Raw genomic sequence first — 21,628 nt, 5'->3', positions numbered from 1 at the left:
ATAGGAAAACCCCCTTCATATACGAAGGGGGTTTCTCTTATTAATCTTCACCATTCATGCCGGTTAGCATAAATACAAATCGTAACAATTCAAGTACAGCAACTGCTGCAGCTGCAACATATGTTAAGGCTGCGGCATCTAAGACTTTTTTCGTTTCTTTTTCTTCATCAGCCCTGATTACACCTAAAGCAACAACCTGTTTCATAGCACGGTTAGAAGCATTGAATTCAACCGGCAGTGTAACGAATTGGAATAACACGGCTGCCCCCATAAACAATACTCCCAGCCATGCTAGATTTAAGCTGCCAAGCAACAGCCCAGCTAAAATTAAAATCCAGGAAAAGTTAGAACCGATATTAGCAACTGGTACTAGCTTATGACGGATTCTCATAAAGGAATAATCTTCTTTATCCTGAATGGCATGGCCAACCTCATGAGCTGCGACAGCGGTGCCGGCGAGTGAATGACCATGATAGTTACTTGATGATAATCTTACCACTTTATTTGTAGGATCATAGTGGTCACTTAATACTCCATGTGTTTCTTCTACTCGTATATTGTACAAACCATTTTCGTCCAACAACTTACGGGCAACTTCCGCACCCGTGTAACCATTCGATGCAGGAACCTGTGAATATTTCTTGTAAGCCCTTTGAACTTTCATTTGTGCATAAATTGGGATAATTAAAAGCAGTATAAAATAAATTAAAAAGCTCATTTATATCCTCCATTTCATTTCTGTTATTTATAGTTGTGTTATGGTAATTGTAATAATGTCGTATTACATCTGTCAATGGATAGATATTATTCAAAATTTTATCAAAAATTCTGTTTTTTCTTTTTTGTATGAAGCTGATCATCTGAAGCTTTATATTTCCTCCATCCAACATAGGATAAGGTCATAATTATAATACTTCCAGTTGAAATGATTACCCACCAAAGGGATGGATCTGCATCATCTTTTTCTGCTTCCTCAAATATATCACGCAGCTGCTCCTCTAAGGAAATCATATCAGTTTGTGATTGATCAGAAAAGACTTGCGGACGATATTGATCAATGAATTGAATATGGGCATCCACTTGCTGAAAACGTTCAGGTGTTACATCTATTTTCAACGATGGATATATAATATTGTAAATCGTTAATAAATGATTTAATTTTTCCTGAAAAGCAATGGAATCCTGTTTCTGGATCGATACCTTTGTTTCCCCTGCAGCAGAGATCATGCTATCCTTTAAACTCGCCCATAATGGTGCGCCATCACTATGAACAGCATCAAGTACTAATCGGAATTTCGTTATTTCATTGATTACTTCATCATCTGTTTTTTCTTTATTTTTCACAGTTTGAATGGCTTCCTCATAGGCAATCGTTATAATATTAATTTCATCCATTGTATAGTTTGAGCTCTCAATTGCCTGATCATAAAATTTATCTGAAAATGCTTCCAATAAACGCTCTGCTTCATCACGTCTATCTACTTTTGCAAATTGAAGGGATTGATCAGCAAGGGTCTCTAACGAATTTTGTTTATCAGGTCCGTTAGCATAGGTCGTAATGAATCCTGATGATATTATAATGGCTATTGAGATAAATAAAGATTTAAACTTCATAAAAATATCCCTCCTCATACTACTTAATCGTATGTGTGAAGGGACAAGACTAGAACCATTTATTGCCTGAGATGAATGGAGTATATTTCCCGATTTTTACGAAGAGTAAACCAATACCCTACTCCAATCGAAAGTACACTCAGCCAAAAAGTGAAATAAGCAATTTGAGGGATATACTGATTCAAAACACTATACGTCGGCATCATCCCATAAACATAATCAATGATTTCATTATGTAACACGACAATCCCAGCCACGGTTAAATGCCATGGTTTAACCCGATAAAATGGAGCATAAAGAATTCCTTCAATTGCCATTGCAGCATGCGATAGAATCAGCATGACAGCGATCAAAGATACATAACCCTCTACAGAGAAAGTTAATATATTCATGACAACTGCCCAAATACCATATTTAAATAGAGAAACGATTGCTAAGGCTTCAAATAAACCAAAATTGCGCCCTAAAAGCCAGCCAATAACAGCAATACAAAAAAATAAACTGGCAGTTGGACTGTCTGGTACAAAAGCAAGAAAGGCTACTGGTGTTATTTCAAGCTGCCCTTTATACCAATAATATCCGTATATTGTTCCCAAAAGATTAACAGTGAATAAAATCCATAAAAATGTCCGATTTCTTAATACAGCATAAAGCCAGCTATTCATAATATCCTCCATCACAATCTGAATTATTCCAAATAAAGTTGCTCGATTACTTGATTTTCAGCCAAATCATCCCTACTCTAAATTTCTCTCTAAATATGAGCTTTTCAATTCAGGTGGAAGCTCACTGGCCGTCCCATATTATTAATAATACAAATAACTACACCTCATTTGTCAACATGATTACGACGACTATGACAATCATCTTAGCAGATAAAAGGGGTACTCATCTGAGTACCCCTCAAAAAAACATTATTCCCCTTTTGAATCTCCGCCTGCATTTGCTCCCTTAATAAATTCTGCCAGAGTTTTTAATTCTTCATCAGAACCTTTAAAAACTGGTGGCATTTTTTTATTTTCGGTACCATTTACAGCGATATGACCGATTTCATCAACCTCTAATTTTGTACCAAGTAATTTAGGACCATTTCCACCCTGTAAGGAGTCCCCATGACAGCTTACACAGCCTTGGCCTTGATATAATTTATATCCCTCTGACTCTTTATCGATTGCTACATCCTCAACAATTTGTCCTTGCAGCTTTGCTGCTGCCCAGTCATGTTGAGAAACAGTTTCCCATGTTAGGTAAAATATAGCTGCAAATGCAAGCAACATAAAACCTACTGGGAAAATCCGTTTAGTTGGTTTGCGTTCCGGTCCGCGATCCAGAAACGGTGCAAGCATTAATGCACCAAAAGCTAGTCCCGGAATAACCAAAGCCCCGATTAAATTATATGGCCCGGAAGCATATGAATATTTAAGCAATTGATACAAAAACATAAAGTACCAGTCAGGTAAAGGCGCATATCCCGTATCTGTTGGGTCAGCAATCCTTTCGAGCGGTGATGGATGGGCAACTGTAAGACATAAAAAACCTACTAAAAATACAGCACCTACCATCCATTCTTTCAGCAAGAAATTGGGCCAAAAGGCTTCTGTTTTTCCTGGATACTCTGAATAATCTTTTGGAATATTCGGTTTTCTATCTGCGCTTATCCTTGAATCCCCTACAAATCTCATTCCTTTACCACGATGCATAAGGATATCCCCTCCTTCGTAACATTTCCATTTTCAACTAATATCTTATAGCGGTCCTGATATTCCCTGTTTGCGTATCATTAAGAAGTGAGCTGCAATTAGTCCAATAAGCGCCGCTGGAAGGAAGAATACATGAATCGCAAAGAAACGCGTTAAGGTTTGCGCCCCGACAATCGTAGGGTCACCAGCAAGCAACGTTTTTAAGTATGGCCCGATGAATGGCACCGAATCGATAATGGTCAACGTTACTTTTGTAGCGAATAACGCTTTCATATCCCAAGGAAGCAGATACCCTGTCAATCCTAGAGCTAGCATTATAAAGAAAATTAAAACTCCAACAATCCAGTTTAGTTCACGTGGCTTTTTATAGGCACCCTGGAAGAACACACGAAGAGTATGTAAAAACATCATGACAATGACGACACTTGCTCCCCAGTGATGCATGCCCCGAACAATTTGACCAAAAGCAACTTCATTTTGTAAATAATAAACAGATTCCCATGCATTTTTAATATCCGGCACATAATACATGGTTAAAAACATTCCGGATAAAATTTGAATGACTACGATGAAAAACGTCAATCCCCCAAAACAATAAACAAATGCCGAAAAGTGATGGGCAGGGTTTACATGCTCAGGGACTTCATGATCAGCAATGTCGCGCCATAATGGCGTGATATCCAATCGCTCATCAATCCAATCGTACATTTTATTAAGCATTGATTATGCCTCCCTACACTTCGTTTTCTTTTGCATTGCCCAAGTATAATACTCCATCTTTTTCCTGCTTGTCGTAAACATCGAGCGGCCCGATTGGAGGTGTTTTCGGAATGTTTTTACCATTCTTTTCGTAACGCCCCCCGTGACATGGACAGTAAAATTCATTCTTATGATCTTCTGATCCTTCCCAGTTCACCGTACACCCCAAGTGTTTACATTCCGGAGAAAGGGCAACTATATTGCCGTTCTCATCTTTGTAAACCCATGCTGTTCTTGTCTCTTCAGCTTCGTACCAACCATCTTTAACCTCAGTTTTATAATCGACACGAGTTGGTGTTTCAGTAATCTCAGATATTTTCATTCCAGTATTAATGAACTCCCCAGATGCATTCGCTTTCAAAGCTGGATCGACTGCAAAACGCAGCATAGGCATAAGTGTTGCCGCTCCCATGAACCCCCCAACGCCCATAAGCGTATAATTCAGAAATTGGCGTCTTGATACTTTTTGGCTGCTCATAAAATTTCTCCCCCCCTTATATCGAAAAAGTCATACAAAATAGAAAATTGCACAAACTCCATAAAACTAGGACATTACAATAATATCCTAATATTTTTAATAGGTCAATAAACTCCCAGTTAAGGAAATACATGTTTTATTTTTCCTGTTTTATACCAATATACTATTTACTTACAAAAACATCATTTATTCCAGGATTCTGTTAGTATATCAACAAGCTGTTTCATTTGATCACTTATAACTGTTTTAATCGCATCAAGAGGCATTTTTTCGATGGGGATTGCCGGTATCCATAAAACATGTCCGCTCTCATCTATACTTGTCCATTTACTGTCAGTAGTGAGAAATTGGATATATTTAAATCCCTGACCTCTATAATAATCTACCCAAACAGACAAGAGATTTAATTTCTCCTCTGTCTTACTATTTTTAATATATGGCAGAGGTAGGGCTAAAAATAGACGGCCCTTTAATTCTTTTTCGAGCTCATGCGTCAGCAATGTCATAAATTCATAGGATGATACCGTCTGGCTAAATGTATCATCAAAATCAACCGGATTTAACGGGATAACTATAGTATCAATATATTCTTTGGATTTACTAAATAATTCTGTATCAACTGACTGATATTTCATAATTTTCCCCCTCGACTTCTTTTTCCATTGTAAAACATAATAAGTAAAATATATACAAATAAGCTTACAATTCAGGGAGAAATCTTTGTTCCTCATCCTGCTGGGATAAGCAACTGCCAAATCAAGCGTGGAAGCATAAAAAAGACCACACATAATCTCTTTCTCTCAAAGAAATATGTGTGGCTGCTATTAGTTAAAAGATTCCTGAGATCGGATTCTTTTCAACTGACTGCTTAATTTATTAAATAATTCTATATCACGGTTATCAATTGCCTCATCAATCATCTGTGCTAACCGTTCCTCTTCGAATCTTGATAGACTGATTTTTAAAATATTTTCTGCAATATATTGATCCTGTTCATTACCGGGGAGGTTTTTTGGCTGATAAGGATTTTCCTCAAGTACGGCTGCATACTGATAGGATGAGTAGGCTGTCCTGAAATTCAATTGTATGTAGATATCCTCGTCCTTATTAAGCCGTATATCATGGAATGACTTCTCTGCGTCAGTTGTCATGATATTACTCTTATAGAATCTAAATGGCACATCTTCCACACAATGAGTGGACATGACCATTCCTTTTGGACAATACTTAGCTCCTTCCACGAAATGAACATTCATCATGAGCTGATCATGACTCATTAAGTAATTTAATATCCATACACATTCTCTGCGCTTTAATTGGTAATGGTTCAGAAACCAGCGTATAAATTCCTTCTTCTCATCGACAGAAACAGGGGTTTTCAAGGTGGAGCCCTCCTCTGTACAAATTAGTTAAATTCGTTCTAAAATATCAATATACTCATCATTGCTTGGGTCTTCGTGGAGTAATGTCTTAAATATCGACCTGGCCTCTTCAAATTTACTGTCTTCCAGCAAGAAATAACCGTATTCATGTAAAAAGTCTCTATTATCTCCAAAAAATTCATGTGCCTCTTTGTAACATGATAATGCTTCACTATACTCCTCAAGCTCTGAATATGCCGTTGCCAGGAGCCAATTAAATTGCGGGTCATCCTCCCCCATCGCTCTAACAGAGGATACCAAATCAATGACATGGTCAAACATTTCTTCGTGTAAATAAAGCTTGCCTAAAGTTAGAATTGCCTCGAGGTAACCCGGATCAATCGCAATAGCCTCCGATAGCCATTTAATAGCTTTCTCTGTATTTCCAAGCTTAGTTGCTAGCTCAGCACCATACAGGAATATTTCCTTATTGAAAGGATCTTCCTTAATCCCTTCTTCTGCAACATCCAGTGCTTTTTCCAAATCAAGGGACTCTTCATAGGCCATGGCTAAATACAAATAAAGTGAATGATAGGCAGGGTCTATTTCCTTAAGCTCAGTAAACTTAGCTATTGCCGTTGGAAATTCTCCTGCATGATACGCAGCAAATCCATATTCAAACAATAAATTTACGTCATCATCCTCCCTGCCAGCTTTCTTGAAATAAGGGAGCGACTCTTCAAATTCGCCCAATGATACAAGTGATAAGGCTAATCTCTTATAAATTGAAACGCCATTTATTACAGTCTCATTCTTTAAGATACTGCTATATAATTCTACAGCCGAACGGAAATGTCCTTGTTGATAATAAAGTTCTGCAAGAGCAAATTTTACAATAGGTTCATCCGGTAAAATTCGATTGGCCTCTTTCAGCTTTTGAACACTGACCTCCTCCATACCCATTCCCTGATATAAATCCCCTAATAATAGGAGTGCTCCTGGGTACATCGGATCTTCCTGATCAATTTTCTCTAAATACAACAATGCCTCCTCTTCCTGCCCCAATTCAGTTGATACTTCAGCCAATGAAAATAAAATCTCTCCTTCATCGGGATAACGCTTCAGCAATTCTTCAAAAAGCTCCTTTGCCTCTTCCATAAACCCAAGTGAAGCGATTTCTTCCGCTAAGGTATAAACATCGTCATCATTGTTGGATTGCTTAATCTGATTTATATGTTTTTTAGCTTCTTCAAATTCACCTTGCATCAGTTTTTTTATAATTGATTCAATTTTCATCATTGGTATTCCTTTCTGTTTCCCTAAATCTATAACAAATCTGCTGGTCATTCGGCAAAATAATGTTCGTCCAATCCGGAGCCTCTAAAATTTTGTTATTACCCCTATTATACTCACTTTTTTTAACCTGTATAAAGAGCTAATGGAAACTCCAGAAAAAAATATTTATCTGATAAGGAAATTAAATGATTTTTTTGTGGTATAGAGCTTGGAGTCTTAATTTTAAGGTTATATAAGTATACTTTATCATTTAACAAAAAGCGACCGAATCGTACTCTTCCATTTCATTCTATCTATCCATTTAATTGATTACATTTTCACCGCCCTATCAACCATTTTTACATGTGTAAAGGCAAGGGTTTCATTGACTTTCTTTTAGACATGCTATGAAACTATCAGAAATTTTAGTACCAAAAAAGAGAGGTCCCCCTCTCTTTTATTTCTGAATGGATACAAGCTTAATTAAATCATCAAAGAAACCTGGATAGGATACTGAAATGGCATCAGCATTGTTTAATACTACAGAGTCTTTGGAAAGCAGTGAAGCAATCGCCAATGTCATTCCGATACGGTGGTCCCCCAGGCTGTCCACCGTACCTCCATGCAAGGTTTGTTCTCCCTCAATGATTAAACCATCGTCTGTTGGAGTTATATCAACACCAAGCGCACCCAATTGAGTAGCGATGGCATCAATTCGATTTGTTTCTTTAACCTTTAACTCAGCAGCATCTTTAATGACGGTTTTTCCCTTAGCCTGTGAAGCTAACAGGGCAATAACAGGCAGCTCATCAATTAACCTTGGAATGATATCTCCGGCAATTGTTATCCCCTTTAAAGAGGAAGTTTTTACTGTAACCGTACCGGATTCTTCCGCAAGTTCTCCGAGTTTGTCTAACTGAATTTCAATATTTGCTCCCATTTCTTTCAAAACATCAATAATCCCCGTTCTTGTTTGATTCAGCCCAACGTTCTTTAATATAATCTCACTGTTTGGTACAATGGTACCGGCAACCATCCAAAACGCTGCAGAGGAGATATCTCCGGGAACATGAACATCCTTTCCGCTCAGCACCTGATTTCCTGTAACTCTGATCATATTGCCGTCGATATGGATGCTCCCCCCAAACGATTCAATCATCCGTTCAGTATGATCCCTCGTGGCTGCTTTTTCAATGACCGTTGTGGTTCCTTTCGCATGTAATCCAGCCAAAAGAATAGCTGATTTCACCTGGGCACTTGCTACCGGAAGCTCATATTCAATACCTGACAGCTCACCTTGGTTCATTTCAAGCGGTATAAAGTTACCATCCTCTTTTCCGGATATTCTTGCTCCCATTTTCCTCAGCGGATCTACCACTCTTCTCATTGGCCTTTTTGCAATGGATTCATCACCAGTGAAAGTGATAGAAAAGGGCTGGTTGGCGAGTAACCCCATAAGCAGTCGGATGGTTGTCCCTGAATTGCCGACATCAAGCAAGCCAATCGGCTCCTTTAAACCGCCATATCCATTACCCTGGATGGTGACCTTATCGCCTTCTCTTTGTATATCCACACCCATTTTTTGAAAACACTCAATAGTACTTAAGCAATCCTGACCCTCTAAGAAATGATATACCGTCGTTTTCCCTTCCGCTATTGCCCCAAACATGACCGCTCTGTGCGAAATAGATTTATCTCCCGGCACTTCAATCGTGCCTTTCAACTGGGGGTTTTTGAATAATAGGATTTTTCCCATGCCTTTCCTCCTTTTTATCTCAGTCATAATAAGTATCGTAATTAGTTGCATCACGTAAACATTCCACCGCTAGTTTGCGATCTTCACCTGATTGGAAGGAGATCACCAATACACCGTACACTTCTTCACGCGTCTCAATGATTCTTATATTAGTAATACTTATATTAGATTTTGCTAAATAACCGGTAATCTCCGAAATGACTCCTGGATAATCCGGGACATCCACATATAAATCATAAAAGGAAGGAATTGCACCCTTTTTACGGGCCGGCATCTCATCACGAAACATTTTTGCACTTTGGAAAAAGGAATATAATCTTTCCTCATCCTTCGTACGAATCCATTCTCTCACCTCTGACATTTCATCTATCCAGGAGTCCAAAAGATCGATTAATACTTGATCATTTTGAATCAGAATATCCTTCCACATTTGAGGACTGGATGAAGCTATTCGGGTAATATCCCTGAATCCTCCGGCAGCAAGTCTTGCAACTAAATCATGTTTCGCTTCAGCCTGTTCAGCCTGATTAACAATCGAGGCTGCCATAATATGCGGCAAATGACTGATGACACCTGTCATTAAATCGTGCTCATGAGCATCCACTTCAATGAATTTGGCTTTCGTCCCCTTCAGCCACATCTTCAGCTCAGCAACCTCTTTAACACCTGCATGAGCAGAAGGTGTCAATATATAAAAAGCATTTTCAAAAAGATGCACTTTTGCCGCAGCTACTCCGCTTTTATGAGATCCAGCCATTGGGTGACCGCCTATAAACGTATAATTCATGCTAAACAAACGCTCTGCTTCTTTCATGATCTTTGCCTTTGTACTTCCTACATCCGTAATTATAACGCTTTTTTTCAGCGTACATGCTGACAGGCTTTCCATAACGGTTGATGTAGCTTGCACCGGGACTCCGATAATGATAACATCTGCTCTTCCAGCTGCCTCTTTATAATCCAAAGTCTCTTCATCTATTACTTTTAATGCTTTTGCCAGCTGCACCTGTTTTCGATCCACATCATACCCTAGTATCAATGCCTTCGGATGTTCCTTTTTAATAGATAAAGCAATGGATCCTCCAATTAAACCAAGACCTATCATTAATACATTCCCACGCATGGAGGCACCTCACCTACTATCTATTTGGTTTCTTTATTTTCTTTCATCAAAAGGAAATTTTTCAGCTCTTTCAAAACAGCTTCATTCTGCTGGTCAGAACCAACTGTAATCCTAATGGATGTCGGGAAACCCAAAGCCTGGCCGGAACGAACGATAAAGCCTTTTCTCATTAAATACTGAAAGACTTCATCCCCATCATGACCTGTATCGATTAAGATGAAATTTGCCTGTGATGGATAGTAACTTAAGTTATGAATCTTACAAAATTCATAATATTGCTGAAGGCCATCTCTATTTTTTTGTTTGCATTCCTCAATAAATTGTTGATCACTTATAGCAGCAATCGCAGCCTTTTGAGCTAATGCATTGACGTTAAACGGCTCTCTTGCAGGCTCAAGCATACGGATAATATCGGAATTAGCCACTCCATAACCAATACGCAAAGCCGCCATCCCGTAAATCTTGGAAAAAGTATGCAATAGGATTAAATTATCAAACTGATTAATTAACGGCAAGATTTCAGAATAATCTATAGCTGTGACGTACTCATAATAAGCTGCATCAAATACAACTAATACATCGTTAGGAACCTGACTCAAAAATGGGAGAAGCTCCTCACCTCTTATGTATTCGCCTGTCGGATTATTAGGAGAACAAATCCACACAATCCCCGTGTCAGCATCAATCTGACGAAGCATGCCGTCAAGATCATGTCTGCCATTTATATGCGGCACCTCCCTGATCTCTGCCTGCTCCAAAATGGCATTATGGCTGTACTGACTAAAGGTACCCGTAGACATAACCGTATTCACACCTGGAGCAAGAATCGCCTTTGCTATCATTTGGATGATATTATCTGAACCATTTCCAAAGATAAGCTGATTTTTTTCAACTCCTAAATAGTTAGATAAGACTTCACGCAAATTAACGGCTCCGCCATCCGGATACAAGGGAAGTGACCATTCTGTTTCCTTCAGCGTTTTTGCGACTTCGGATGAATATCCGTATGGGTTTTCATTTGATGCCAGTTTGATGATCTCCTCCAACCCAAACTCCCTTTTTACTTCCTCAATTGGTTTGCCTGGCTTATAAGGCTCTAATGTATATAAATGATTCTTCCATTTCAAAGCTCCAGTTCCCCCTTTTTTATTGTCTATTTCTCTGTTAAATCAGGTCTAAGGACCGTAGCCCCCTCCAGATAAATATGCTTGATATTCTTTTGGGCTGTATCCAAATTGGCATGAATCATAATCCGTATGGCCAATGATAAGGAACCCGGTACTGGAATTTCACGCATGCACATAACGGGAACATATGTAAATCCATCTATTTTTCTAACAACAGCAGCTGGAAACCCTGCATCTATATCATCTGTGACAGATATGAATATAGATGCAATAGACTCTGCCTGAAGATGATTCTGTTCGATCATTTCTCGAAGTAAGATTTCTGTTTTATTTTCAATGAGTTCTTTTTTATTTGCTTCTATGGTAATGGCTCCTCGGATGCCTCTCATCATAATGAATAACCATTCTCCCTTCCGACTATATTGTTTAAGAAATAGGTTAATTCGTCTTGTATTTCCGTATCAGAATAGGAATGTAAGGCTGGGCTGCCATAATCATTTAAAAGGACCGTCGCTATTGTCCCTTGTTTATTTTTCTTATCAAGTTTCATAAATGGCAGCAATAATTCTGCTGATAAAATTTCTTTTGGTATTTGTAGATAGCCTAAATTGGTTAACCAATCCTTAAATGCAGTTAGATTAAAAGAAAAATCAGCATACTTTTGGCTCAAATATAGGTCAAATAACATACCAAAGGCTACAGCTTCCCCGTGGGTTACCACTCCATATCCAGCTGCCCCTTCAATCGCATGAGCTAATGTATGACCAAAATTAAGAAAAGCACGCGAGCCTTTCTCCTTTTCATCCTCCGATACAATAGTAGCTTTAACAGAAATCCCTTTTTTTATATACGAAGCCAATGATTTGGATTGCAGGTCAGAAATACTGCAATACTGATTTCTTAAATCGTCATAAAAGGATTTACTGCATAGTAGGGCATGCTTAATTAACTCGGCAAATCCTGAGCGCCATTCCTTCTCTGGTAAAGTGGATAAAAAGGAACTATCATAGAAGACTGCCTCCGGTTGATAGAAACAGCCTACTAGATTTTTACCCAGTTGATGATTAATAGCCACTTTTCCTCCAACTGCACTGTCATGAGCCAGCAAGGTTGTTGGCAGTTGAATATAGGGAATACCTCTCATATAGGTCGCAGCTACAAATCCAGCTAAATCTCCAACCACTCCCCCGCCCAGAGCTAACACGAGGCTGTCACGATCAAGTTTATTTTCAAATCCTACCGTTAAACATTCTTCGTATACAGAGAATGATTTTGCTCTTTCTCCTGTTGGTACGGCATGGATGATTACTTCATAGCCACGTTTGGCCAACAACGTTTTAATCAGCTCAGAATAAAGAGACGATACCAGTTCATCCGATATCATATATACTTTTGGCTTTCCTTTGAAATTTTTCTCCAAAAATATGGGGAGCTCTTCAATCACTCCATCACCTATAAAAATCGGATACTCCTTTGAAGAAGTTTTAATTTGAATAGTTTCCATTAGAATTCCCTCGCATACATTCTTTGCTGATTAACGGATTCAACCAATGTCTCCATCCGATCAGAATAAAACTGTTCAATGATTGCATTGGCAAGCTCCCATGCTACCACATGCTCAGCAACGACTGCCGCTGCCGGAACAGCACATGCATCAGAGCGTTCTATCGAGGCTGTAAATGACTCTTTAGTATCAATATCCACACTTTTGAGCGGCTTATACAAGGTAGGGATTGGTTTCATGACTCCACGCACTACTACAGGCATTCCAGTTGTCATTCCGCCTTCAAAACCGCCTAGGCGATTCGTTTTACGGCTATATCCCTGTCCTTCCTCCCAAATGATTTCATCATGCACCTGACTGCCTGGAATTCTGGCCGCTTCAAAGCCAATCCCGAATTCGACACCCTTAAATGCATTAATACTAAGGATTGCACCTGCAATTTTTGCATCTAGTTTACGATCATAATGAACATAGCTCCCTACACCAGCAGGCATTCCAGTCGCCACTACTTCAACGACACCACCTAATGTATCGCCATTCTTTTTAGCCAAATCAATGGCTTCCATCATCTTCTCAGCAGCTTTTTCATCAAGACAGCGAACCGGAGAATCCTCTGCCAGCTGTTGGATCTCTTTAATATCCTTAACCTCTGTTTCAGCTGCTTTAATGCCACCGATTTCAACAACATGCGAAACAATTTCTATACCAAGCAGACTAAGCAGTTTCACCGCAACAGCTCCCGCTGCCACTCGGACAGTTGTTTCTCTTGCAGACGAGCGCTCTAAAACATTGCGCAAATCCCTATGTCCATATTTCATACCGCCATTCAGGTCAGCATGCCCTGGGCGCGGTCTTGTGATTTTACGTTTAATTTCGTCTTCTGCCTTTTCATCAATTGGCTCAATTCCCATGACATGGGTCCAATGAGTCCAATCCCGGTTTTTAACTTGCAGAGCAACAGGTGATCCTAATGTCCTGCCATGACGAATTCCTGCTGTAATCTCTACTGTATCTTTTTCAATTTGCATTCTTCTACCGCGTCCATATCCCTTTTGTCTCCTGGCAAGATGCTTGTTGATATCTTCCTCAGACAACGGCATTCCTGCAGGTAATCCTTCTATTAAAGTTGTTAATTGGGGGCCGTGGGATTCCCCAGCAGTTATATATCTCATAAGGCTCCTCCTTCATCACTTTAAAGCATTTATGTAATAATATATCATATACTGTTATTCTTATGGTAATTTTCTTGCTTATATTGTACATCAGATTAACAAGGTACTACCATTCACTCTCTGCCGACGTCTCCTGATTATCTTTCATTTCAGTATGTCTATTAGCTATGTACCCTATGATAATTTCTCTTTTTATAAAAAAACGTATTTGTACTGATAAAATCATATACAGTTGGGTTGAAGATCTGTTCAGTACTGCCCACAAACAAAACTCCGCCAGGACGAAGTGATTGGGAAAATTTCTTATATAATAAACCCTTTGCTTCATCCGTAAAATAAATCAAAACATTACGGCATATGATTAAATCGTATGATTGGCCATACGAATCAGCCAGTAAATTATGTTTCTTGAACGTGACCGCATTTTTTATTTGTTGATTAATATGATAAAATCCATCCACGAATTCGAAATGCTTATTCTTTAACTCTACTGGTACTTCCCCCAAAGATTTTTCTGAATAAATGCCTCTCCTGCAAATTTCTAAGGCATTCTGATCTATATCGGTTGCCAGGATAGAGACACGATTCAGGGCATTTAAGCGGGTTAGCACCATGGCAAGTGAATAGGGTTCATCACCAGTTGAACAAGCGGCGCTCCAAATTTTCAAAGTCTTTTTTTCAGACAATAATTCTGGCAGAATCTCCTTCTCCAAAACCTCCCACCTTCTATAATTCCGAAAGAAGTTCGAAACATTAATCGTCATACGGTCCAGAAGCTCATTTAATAAATACTGGTCTTTACGAAGATGATTGTAATAATCCTGAAACCCATTAAAACCTTGTTTTTCATATAAGGAGGTAATTCTTCTTTTCATTTGCGCTTCCTTATATAAAGATAAATTGATTCCTGTTAAATAGTTAATCCCTTTAACAAACCCCTGATAGTCATCATTAATTTTTATCATATACCCCTACGACTCCAATAAATTCTTTTACTATAAGTATACAAAATTAGCAGATTCAATGATATAACCACACTTATTACGTATGCCCATAACGATCACATGATCTATTCTATAAACCCCCATAAACCGGTAAGATATGCAATTAAAAAAGCCGCCAACCTTGTTGACAGCCCTTAATCTTTATCTATCTACTTAATAAATCCACTCATTCGCTAATTTTTTATATTCAGCAAGCTCTTCTTCTTTAAAGAAGATTCCAAGTTCTCTCTCGGCACTTGCAGGTGAATCAGAGCCATGGATAATGTTTTTGCCTACCGTTACACCATAATCTCCGCGAATTGTACCAGGAGCAGCATCTTTTGGATTGGTAGATCCCATCATTTGACGAGCAGTCGCAATCACATTTTCCCCTTGCCATGCCATTGCAAAAACTGGTCCTGATGTAATAAAGTCAACCAATTCACCAAAGAAAGGACGCTCTTTATGTTCCTCGTAATGCTTTTCAGCCGCCTCTGTTGGAATCATCATCAATTTCGCTCCAACAAGCTGAAAGCCCTTTCTTTCTAAACGTGATACAATTTCCCCGATTAAATTTCTTTGTACACCATCTGGTTTAACCATTAAAAATGTTTTTTCCATAATTACACCTCTGTTCGTATGTATGGGCTTTCAGAAAGAATAATACCATTATTTACATGTATAAAGCAAACAAAAAAGGAAATAGCATTTTAGTATTTCCTTTTTCCGATAAATCTTGCTATTTCATATAAATAATCCGTATTCTTCGACTCTGGCAATAATTCTAGAATATCAAATGCTTTATCCAGGTAAGCATTGCTTAAGTCGATGGATTTCTCGATTGCTCCTGATTGCTTGATAGATTCGAGTATAGGCTGCAACTCTTCTAACCTCATATCTTCGTGAACAGTTCGGATAAGCTTGGCCAATTGCGGTTGCTGTAAGGCATACAAAACAGGTAAAGTAATATTCCCCTGCCACAAATCACTACCCGCAGGTTTCCCCAGATCTTTTTCAGAGGCCGTGAAATCAAGTATGTCATCCATTATTTGAAAGGACATGCCCACATAGTATCCATACAAGAATAATTTTTTGTGTATATCCTCCGATACCCCTGCACTGATCGCACCTAATTGGCAGCTGGCCGCAATTAAGACAGCCGTTTTTCGTTTAATACGCTTTAAATAGTTACGTAGATTTTGATCAAAATCGTATTTATCACGTATTTGTTCTATTTCGCCAATGCTGACTTCCATGATGGTTTTAGCTACTACCTGATGTGCCAATGGATCTTTAATATGAGTCATAAGCTCCTGAGCCCTGGCAAATATGTAATCTCCTGTATAAGTAGCCATTTTATTATCCCATTTGGAACGAACCGTCAGTGATCCCCTACGCAGTTTGGCTTCGTCAATGATATCATCATGTACTAATGATGCTGAGTGAATAAGTTCCAGAGCAACTGCAGCATGCTTAATTTGATTAATATCATACTCTCCAAATTTTGCGGTGAGCAGTACAAAAACAGGGCGTATGCGTTTGCCTCCAGCTTTCAGAGTGTGCATAGATGCTTCCTGAAGTGGTCTGCATTCAGTTTGTATCGATGAACGCAGCTCTTTTTCGATTAATTGGATATCCTGTCTGAAAATTGAATACAATTTTGGTAATTTCATAGTTCCACTTCCCGTTAAACTAATATGCGCCCTTTATTTTGATTGTTTGAATCCAAAATGAGACGCAGCTGCACCACCGGAATAAGGTTTATATTTAACCTTCACAAAACCGGCTTCTTCAAAGAGTCTTTTCAATGCCGGTGCACTTGGAAAATCAGATGCAGATTCCTGCAGCCAGGAATACTCCTTGTAACTCTTAGCCAATAATTTACCCAAGAGAGGCATAATATGCTTAAAATAAAAATAATATAGCTGTCTGTAAACCGGTAACGTCGGTTGAGAAGTATCTAAACAAACAGCCATGCCACCCGGTTTCAGAACACGGTTCATTTCTTTCAATACCGTTAAGTAGTCAGGGACATTCCGAAGACCAAATCCAATTGTGACAAAGTCAAATGTATTATCTTCAAAGGGAAGCTCCATTGCATTCCCATGAAGCAGTTCCACATTATTTAACTGCTCCTTTTTAACCTTTTGTTCGCCAATCTTGAGCATATTTTTACTGAAGTCCAAACCCGTTACCTTACCAGAGTCGCCAATCTGTCTCGCCAGCGCTATCGTCCAGTCAGCTGTACCGCAGCATACATCCAGTGCCTGATCTCCCTGTTTAACATCCATTTTTTTCATCGTATCGGCACGCCAACGCTTATGTAACTGGAAACTGATTACTGAATTCATAGAATCATAATTATCAGAAATCTTTTCAAAGACACCGTGTACACGTTCCTCTTTTGTTTGTTGTTTCATTATGAATTCCCTTTCCCCACATCGTCTTTTTATATGTTTTCAAGATTACCTTATACTTGTCTCAATCCGTAAAACCATTTCATCCTTAAAATTGTATTGCAACATAGCTGATCTTAATCTATCACTTACCTTTGTAATTTCCCTTTTAAGTAAATCTGATATTTTATCAGCAGTTTCATCATTTACACTATGTATTGATTGTAAGGCTTGAATAAATTTAGAGTTACACTTATTTTGATAACCGTCCAATTCTGCCATTAATCTATTCCATAATAAAAAGTCTATAAACAAATCCTTTTGTTCAATTACGTTAAAATACTCAGCTGTTTTTTCGACCAGTATGGTTTCAATCTGTTTAAGATACTTTACTAATGTATCTATATCAGCATCCTTATCCATATATAAGTGTACCTTAGCCTCATTCACTTCCTGAACTCCCCTGGACATTAGGTTAATAAACTCGATATCTTTTGTTTTCGCCAATATATGATAATACATACTGCTATAATAATCTCCAGCCAAAATCGATAACTGCCGTTTCCTTAATTTTGCCGGACTTTCGGATTCCTCTGTGTTTGAAACTCCCTCATGGGTATCCAGGGCAATTTGCATAAGCATGACAGATACTATGTAATATGGCATAAACTTTTGATCCACATTAGCATCACGCAGAATTTTAACCATAACCGCTATCATATCATCATTTATGACTGGCCGATCAATATGATCTAATATTAAAGAATGATAGATAAGTTTCTTTATCTCACTATTAAATTGTATGACTTCATTATTGATGCTATCCAATGGTAATCACCCATGCTTCCACTTCTGATTCCGTACCATAATCGGCACATTACGTATTCATCATACTTATCTTACTATCCTTTTAAATTGCTGTCGAATGGTTTAAAAGGAGAGAATAGATAATCGGTTATTCCTTTTCACTTTCTATTTCACCGTATGGCGTGTACATAACCGCTTTTCCTCTGATTTTCATAGCTGATGTGTGTTCTGTAAATTGAACAAATAACACTTCACCTTTATCAAGCTTTTCTGAATGATGGAATTTAGTATCCTCACCTCTGGTTAATCCAATAACACTCACTCCATCTTCCAATGCTTTTATAACTACAAAATCATTTGATTGAAGGTTCTCCATTCTCTTACTCCTTTTCAACTTTTATCTCATGATTATTTATTAATTAAGCTTAATACTTCCTGACGGGAGATTGAGTCTGTCGCCAATGTTCCTCTTACTGCGGAAGTAATTGTCTTCGATCCTGGTTTTTTAACACCTCTCATAGTCATGCACATATGCTCAGCTTCAACTACGACCATCACTCCATGAGGAGCCAGTGTGTCCATAATAGAATCTGCAACAGTTGATGTAATCCGTTCCTGTAATTGCGGCCTTCTGCTCACTGCTTCGACCGCTCTGGCTAATTTACTCAAACCTGTAACACGTCCGCCTTTTGGTATGTAGGCCACATGTGCCACTCCAAAGAATGGCACGAGATGGTGCTCACACATAGAATAAAAAGGGATATCCTTAACAAGGACTAATTCTTCATGATCTTCACCGAATACCGTTTCAAAATATTCTTTAGGATCCTGTCTCAATCCGGAAAATACCTCTTCATACATTTTTGCTACACGTTTAGGTGTGTCCAGGAGCCCTTCCCTTGTTGGATCTTCCCCAAGAGCCTCCAAAATCATTGTCACTGCTTCTTCTATTTTACCGCGATTGATTTCACTCATTTTATGTCTTCCTCCCATTGCTATACCTAATTTCAACTATTTCCATAGTAGCACATTTTATTCTTAGAGCCATAGATTATGGACTTCATAATAGAAAAAGAGTCATTACCAAAGAAATTGGTAATGACTCTAATCGCGTATAGCGCTTATTCAAGTAAAATCGTATGTAAAAATTACTTAACAGCGTCTTTAAGTGCTTTCCCTGGTTTGAATGCAGGTACTTTGCTGGCACTGATTTCGATTTCCTCACCAGTTTGCGGGTTACGTCCTTTACGAGCAGCACGCTCACGAACTTCAAAGTTACCGAAACCAATCAATTGTACTTTATCTCCATTTTTAAGAGCTTCTAAAATGGATTCGAACACTGCGTCTACTGCTTTAGTTGCGTCTTTTTTAGAAAGCTCGCTAGCTTCAGCAACAGCGTTGATTAATTCTGTTTTGTTCATGCCATTCACCTCCTCCCAAAGTATGCTTCCATTCTACTTCAATACTTTTTAAGTTGTAATGAAATATTTTCATCAGTCAAAACAAAAACTTGAAATATTTTGTCATTAATCATTTTTAACATAAAAAACCATTGATAAACATTGATATATAAGGGTTTTTGCTTTGAACTTGATTTCTGATAAAAGATTATCATAATCCATAGACCATATCAAGTAAATTGGCGAATTTACAGGCATTTATTCGAATAATGTAGGTTATTTTTCTATTTTTATTGCCATATCTTCTTATTTGAGGTATTTTGAAAGTTAAAGCATTTATAAAAACACTTGATTTTTGCAAAAAAATACAGAGGATTACGGATCCGTTACGGTCCGTAAAACCCTCTGTATCTGTTAAAGAATAATGGCAATTAATCCGCCAGATCCTTCATTAATGATTCTTTCAAGCGTTTCCTTTAATTTATATCGTGCATTCTCCGGCATCAAACTTAATTTAGCTTGGATTCCCTCACGAACTACAGTAGACAAACTGCGGCCAAATATATCTGAATTCCAGATGCTCAGAGGATTATCTTCAAAATCCGCCATTAAATAACGAACCAATTCTTCACTTTGTTTCTCTGTTCCGATTATAGGGGCAAATTCTGATTCAACATCTACTTTTATCATATGAATGGATGGCGCCACAGCTTTCAGCCTAACTCCAAACCTGGATCCCTGTCTAATGATTTCCGGTTCATCCAGACTCATATCCGCCAGAGAAGGAGAAGCAACACCATAACCCGTTTGTTTAACCATTTTAAGGGCATCCGCGACCTGGTCATACTCCGCTTTCGCGTAAGCAAAATCCTGCATTAATTCAAGCAAATGATCCTTCCCTCGTATCTCAACACCCACAATCTCTTTTAGAACCAGGTCATACAATTCATCAGGTGCTGATAAATCTATTTCGGCTACTCCCTGGCCCATTTCAATCCCAGCCAATGAAGCATGACCAACAAACTCATACTCTTCAAAAAGATGGACGAGTCTATCAACATCTCTAAGCCTTTTAATATCCTGAACCGTTTCTCTTATAGCATCCTGATAGCTGACCCTCAGCCAATGATTTTCATTAAGCACCATAACCCATCTAGGTAGATTCACATTCACTTCCAGAACAGGGAACTCAAACAATGCTTCCCGCAGGACATTTAACACATCCCCTTCCCGCATGCTCTCAACACTTATGGCAAGCACCGGGATATCATATTTTTCCTGAAGCTTAGCACGCAGAATCTCTGTATCCGGGTGATAAGGGCTGACTGTATTAATAATCATGATAAAAGGCTTTCCAACCTCTTTTAGCTCTTCTACGACCCTTTCCTCAGCATCTACATAGTCTAACCTTGGTATCTCTCCTATTGACCCATCTGTCGTCACTACAACGCCAATTGTAGAATGGTCCTGTATGACCTTACGAGTGCCAATTTCAGCTGCTTCATGAAACGGAATTGGCTCTTCATACCAAGGCGTATGGATCATCCTTGGCCCATTCTCATCCTCATATCCTTTCGCACCAGGAACGGTATATCCTACACAGTCAACCATACGAATATTGACCTCTAACCCTTCGTCTACCTGAACCTGCGCTGCCTGGTTCGGCACAAATTTAGGTTCCGTAGTCATGATCGTTCTTCCTGCTGCACTTTGTGGTAATTCATCAATCGTACGTGCTTTTTCAGCTTCACTTTTCATACCAGGAAGAACAACCAACTCCATAAATTTCTTAATAAATGTAGATTTACCCGTCCGAACGGCTCCAACTACTCCTAAATATATATCGCCGCCGGTTCTCTCGGCTATATCCTTAAATATATCGACCCTTTCCAAGAGATCCCCTCCCGATTCCTCCATATATGAGTACATATACGTAATTATTGATAGTCTTATAAACTTGGACACTATATATTTATGCTATAGCCCATTAAACTTATGACTAGTTTTTTCTCTCCTCTCCTTTTATGTAAACAACCGACTGCTATTTTGATTAAAAATGAACCAATTATTCGGAGTATCATGATAAAGCACCGAATTATTCAGGAGATGTCAAAATTTAAAATACAATCTGGAATAAAAAAAACCTTTCTTTTACAATATATTTTGTAAAAGA

General features: G+C 38.5%; 24 protein-coding genes. All 24 read right to left on the bottom strand.

Annotated features, from left to right (window positions below; translation table 11 throughout):
• Positions 1 to 40: 40 nt before the first annotated feature.
• The gene (locus AC4BHP_RS03880; protein WP_066107416.1) at positions 41 to 718 is read right to left on the bottom strand and encodes a zinc metallopeptidase; all 678 of its coding nucleotides are present in this window, start codon (positions 716 to 718) and stop codon (positions 41 to 43) included.
• 101 nt (positions 719 to 819) lie between these two features.
• Complete coding sequence (locus tag AC4BHP_RS03875) at positions 820 to 1,614, bottom strand: sporulation protein YpjB (protein WP_066107420.1); 795 nt, start codon at positions 1,612 to 1,614, stop codon at positions 820 to 822.
• A 59-nt stretch (positions 1,615 to 1,673) separates the two neighbouring features.
• The gene (lhaT, locus tag AC4BHP_RS03870; protein WP_139891740.1) at positions 1,674 to 2,279 is read right to left on the bottom strand and encodes a lipoprotein heptaprenylglyceryl N-acetyltransferase LhaT; all 606 of its coding nucleotides are present in this window, start codon (positions 2,277 to 2,279) and stop codon (positions 1,674 to 1,676) included.
• A 249-nt stretch (positions 2,280 to 2,528) separates the two neighbouring features.
• Positions 2,529 to 3,314, bottom strand: a complete 786-nt coding sequence (locus AC4BHP_RS03865) for a menaquinol-cytochrome c reductase cytochrome b/c subunit (protein ID WP_066107424.1) — start codon at positions 3,312 to 3,314, stop codon at positions 2,529 to 2,531.
• A 45-nt stretch (positions 3,315 to 3,359) separates the two neighbouring features.
• Positions 3,360 to 4,034, bottom strand: coding sequence for a menaquinol-cytochrome c reductase cytochrome b subunit (qcrB, locus tag AC4BHP_RS03860; RefSeq protein WP_066107427.1), 675 nt, complete (start codon positions 4,032 to 4,034; stop codon positions 3,360 to 3,362).
• Positions 4,035 to 4,047: 13 nt separating this feature from the next.
• Complete coding sequence (locus AC4BHP_RS03855; RefSeq protein WP_490551319.1) at positions 4,048 to 4,551, bottom strand: Rieske (2Fe-2S) protein; 504 nt, start codon at positions 4,549 to 4,551, stop codon at positions 4,048 to 4,050.
• Between the two features lie 182 nt (positions 4,552 to 4,733).
• Entirely contained in the window at positions 4,734 to 5,186 is a 453-nt protein-coding gene (locus tag AC4BHP_RS03850) for a DUF2487 family protein (RefSeq protein ID WP_066107433.1), read from the bottom strand.
• Positions 5,187 to 5,375: 189 nt separating this feature from the next.
• Positions 5,376 to 5,933, bottom strand: coding sequence for a ReoY family proteolytic degradation factor (locus AC4BHP_RS03845; protein ID WP_066107436.1), 558 nt, complete (start codon positions 5,931 to 5,933; stop codon positions 5,376 to 5,378).
• Between the two features lie 27 nt (positions 5,934 to 5,960).
• Positions 5,961 to 7,208 carry a tetratricopeptide repeat protein gene (locus AC4BHP_RS03840; protein ID WP_254654729.1) on the bottom strand — a complete coding sequence of 416 codons (1,248 nt, stop codon included), beginning with the start codon at positions 7,206 to 7,208 and terminating at the stop codon, positions 5,961 to 5,963.
• 436 nt (positions 7,209 to 7,644) lie between these two features.
• A complete protein-coding gene (gene aroA, locus AC4BHP_RS03835) occupies positions 7,645 to 8,943 on the bottom strand; it encodes a 3-phosphoshikimate 1-carboxyvinyltransferase (RefSeq protein ID WP_066107439.1) in 1,299 nt (432 codons plus the stop codon).
• A 19-nt stretch (positions 8,944 to 8,962) separates the two neighbouring features.
• Positions 8,963 to 10,066 (bottom strand): prephenate dehydrogenase, encoded by a 1,104-nt coding sequence (locus AC4BHP_RS03830; protein WP_139891737.1) that lies wholly within the window; start codon positions 10,064 to 10,066, stop codon positions 8,963 to 8,965.
• A 20-nt stretch (positions 10,067 to 10,086) separates the two neighbouring features.
• Positions 10,087 to 11,193: a histidinol-phosphate transaminase gene (gene hisC, locus AC4BHP_RS03825; protein WP_490551318.1), complete on the bottom strand. Its 1,107-nt coding sequence runs from the start codon at positions 11,191 to 11,193 to the stop codon at positions 10,087 to 10,089.
• Between the two features lie 26 nt (positions 11,194 to 11,219).
• A complete protein-coding gene (gene aroH, locus AC4BHP_RS03820) occupies positions 11,220 to 11,585 on the bottom strand; it encodes a chorismate mutase (RefSeq protein ID WP_139891735.1) in 366 nt (121 codons plus the stop codon).
• Positions 11,582 to 12,697 (bottom strand): 3-dehydroquinate synthase, encoded by a 1,116-nt coding sequence (gene aroB, locus AC4BHP_RS03815; RefSeq protein ID WP_490551317.1) that lies wholly within the window; start codon positions 12,695 to 12,697, stop codon positions 11,582 to 11,584. The genes aroH and aroB overlap by 4 nt, the downstream gene beginning before the upstream one ends.
• Positions 12,697 to 13,869, bottom strand: coding sequence for a chorismate synthase (gene aroC / locus AC4BHP_RS03810; RefSeq protein WP_140461596.1), 1,173 nt, complete (start codon positions 13,867 to 13,869; stop codon positions 12,697 to 12,699). The genes aroB and aroC overlap by 1 nt, the downstream gene beginning before the upstream one ends.
• A 161-nt stretch (positions 13,870 to 14,030) precedes the next feature.
• Positions 14,031 to 14,834 carry a CheR family methyltransferase gene (locus AC4BHP_RS03805; protein WP_490551316.1) on the bottom strand — a complete coding sequence of 268 codons (804 nt, stop codon included), beginning with the start codon at positions 14,832 to 14,834 and terminating at the stop codon, positions 14,031 to 14,033.
• A 192-nt stretch (positions 14,835 to 15,026) separates the two neighbouring features.
• Positions 15,027 to 15,473, bottom strand: coding sequence for a nucleoside-diphosphate kinase (ndk, locus tag AC4BHP_RS03800; RefSeq protein ID WP_490551315.1), 447 nt, complete (start codon positions 15,471 to 15,473; stop codon positions 15,027 to 15,029).
• Between the two features lie 89 nt (positions 15,474 to 15,562).
• Positions 15,563 to 16,525, bottom strand: coding sequence for a heptaprenyl diphosphate synthase component II (hepT, locus tag AC4BHP_RS03795; RefSeq protein ID WP_490551314.1), 963 nt, complete (start codon positions 16,523 to 16,525; stop codon positions 15,563 to 15,565).
• 33 nt (positions 16,526 to 16,558) lie between these two features.
• Positions 16,559 to 17,272 carry a demethylmenaquinone methyltransferase gene (locus AC4BHP_RS03790; protein ID WP_139891730.1) on the bottom strand — a complete coding sequence of 238 codons (714 nt, stop codon included), beginning with the start codon at positions 17,270 to 17,272 and terminating at the stop codon, positions 16,559 to 16,561.
• 45 nt (positions 17,273 to 17,317) lie between these two features.
• Entirely contained in the window at positions 17,318 to 18,076 is a 759-nt protein-coding gene (locus AC4BHP_RS03785) for a heptaprenyl diphosphate synthase component 1 (RefSeq protein WP_066107470.1), read from the bottom strand.
• 127 nt (positions 18,077 to 18,203) lie between these two features.
• Complete coding sequence (mtrB, locus tag AC4BHP_RS03780; RefSeq protein WP_066107475.1) at positions 18,204 to 18,431, bottom strand: trp RNA-binding attenuation protein MtrB; 228 nt, start codon at positions 18,429 to 18,431, stop codon at positions 18,204 to 18,206.
• Positions 18,432 to 18,463: 32 nt separating this feature from the next.
• Positions 18,464 to 19,030, bottom strand: a complete 567-nt coding sequence (gene folE, locus AC4BHP_RS03775; protein WP_066107479.1) for a GTP cyclohydrolase I FolE — start codon at positions 19,028 to 19,030, stop codon at positions 18,464 to 18,466.
• Positions 19,031 to 19,203: 173 nt separating this feature from the next.
• Complete coding sequence (locus tag AC4BHP_RS03770; protein WP_049670554.1) at positions 19,204 to 19,476, bottom strand: HU family DNA-binding protein; 273 nt, start codon at positions 19,474 to 19,476, stop codon at positions 19,204 to 19,206.
• 393 nt (positions 19,477 to 19,869) lie between these two features.
• Entirely contained in the window at positions 19,870 to 21,348 is a 1,479-nt protein-coding gene (spoIVA, locus tag AC4BHP_RS03765) for a stage IV sporulation protein A (protein WP_066107482.1), read from the bottom strand.
• Between the last annotated feature and the right edge of the window lie 280 nt (positions 21,349 to 21,628).

The organism is Pradoshia sp. Z4_20, from assembly GCF_058216035.1.
The sequence above is the reverse complement of the archived record's forward strand: the minus strand, read 5'-3'. Positions and strand labels throughout refer to the sequence as shown.

Bases quoted from the DNA above. Each gene is read 5' to 3' on its own strand.
- AC4BHP_RS03865 (WP_066107424.1), bottom strand. From the start codon at position 3,314: ATGCATCGTGGTAAAGGAATGAGATTTGTAGGGGATTCAAGGATAAGC.
- AC4BHP_RS03790 (WP_139891730.1), bottom strand. From the start codon at position 17,272: ATGAAACAACAAACAAAAGAGGAACGTGTACACGGTGTCTTTGAAAAG.
- AC4BHP_RS03770 (WP_049670554.1), bottom strand. From the start codon at position 19,476: ATGAACAAAACAGAATTAATCAACGCTGTTGCTGAAGCTAGCGAGCTT.
- aroB (WP_490551317.1), bottom strand. From the start codon at position 12,697: ATGGAAACTATTCAAATTAAAACTTCTTCAAAGGAGTATCCGATTTTT.
- mtrB (WP_066107475.1), bottom strand. From the start codon at position 18,431: ATGGAGAACCTTCAATCAAATGATTTTGTAGTTATAAAAGCATTGGAA.
- AC4BHP_RS03875 (WP_066107420.1), bottom strand. From the start codon at position 1,614: ATGAAGTTTAAATCTTTATTTATCTCAATAGCCATTATAATATCATCA.
- AC4BHP_RS03850 (WP_066107433.1), bottom strand. From the start codon at position 5,186: ATGAAATATCAGTCAGTTGATACAGAATTATTTAGTAAATCCAAAGAA.
- AC4BHP_RS03840 (WP_254654729.1), bottom strand. From the start codon at position 7,208: ATGAAAATTGAATCAATTATAAAAAAACTGATGCAAGGTGAATTTGAA.
- qcrB (WP_066107427.1), bottom strand. From the start codon at position 4,034: ATGCTTAATAAAATGTACGATTGGATTGATGAGCGATTGGATATCACG.
- folE (WP_066107479.1), bottom strand. From the start codon at position 19,030: ATGAGTGAAATCAATCGCGGTAAAATAGAAGAAGCAGTGACAATGATT.
- aroH (WP_139891735.1), bottom strand. From the start codon at position 11,585: ATGATGAGAGGCATCCGAGGAGCCATTACCATAGAAGCAAATAAAAAA.
- AC4BHP_RS03880 (WP_066107416.1), bottom strand. From the start codon at position 718: ATGAGCTTTTTAATTTATTTTATACTGCTTTTAATTATCCCAATTTAT.
- lhaT (WP_139891740.1), bottom strand. From the start codon at position 2,279: ATGAATAGCTGGCTTTATGCTGTATTAAGAAATCGGACATTTTTATGG.
- hepT (WP_490551314.1), bottom strand. From the start codon at position 16,525: ATGAAATTACCAAAATTGTATTCAATTTTCAGACAGGATATCCAATTA.
- aroA (WP_066107439.1), bottom strand. From the start codon at position 8,943: ATGGGAAAAATCCTATTATTCAAAAACCCCCAGTTGAAAGGCACGATT.
- aroC (WP_140461596.1), bottom strand. From the start codon at position 13,869: ATGAGATATATAACTGCTGGGGAATCCCACGGCCCCCAATTAACAACT.
- ndk (WP_490551315.1), bottom strand. From the start codon at position 15,473: ATGGAAAAAACATTTTTAATGGTTAAACCAGATGGTGTACAAAGAAAT.
- AC4BHP_RS03830 (WP_139891737.1), bottom strand. From the start codon at position 10,066: ATGCGTGGGAATGTATTAATGATAGGTCTTGGTTTAATTGGAGGATCC.
- AC4BHP_RS03805 (WP_490551316.1), bottom strand. From the start codon at position 14,834: ATGATAAAAATTAATGATGACTATCAGGGGTTTGTTAAAGGGATTAAC.
- AC4BHP_RS03855 (WP_490551319.1), bottom strand. From the start codon at position 4,551: ATGAGCAGCCAAAAAGTATCAAGACGCCAATTTCTGAATTATACGCTT.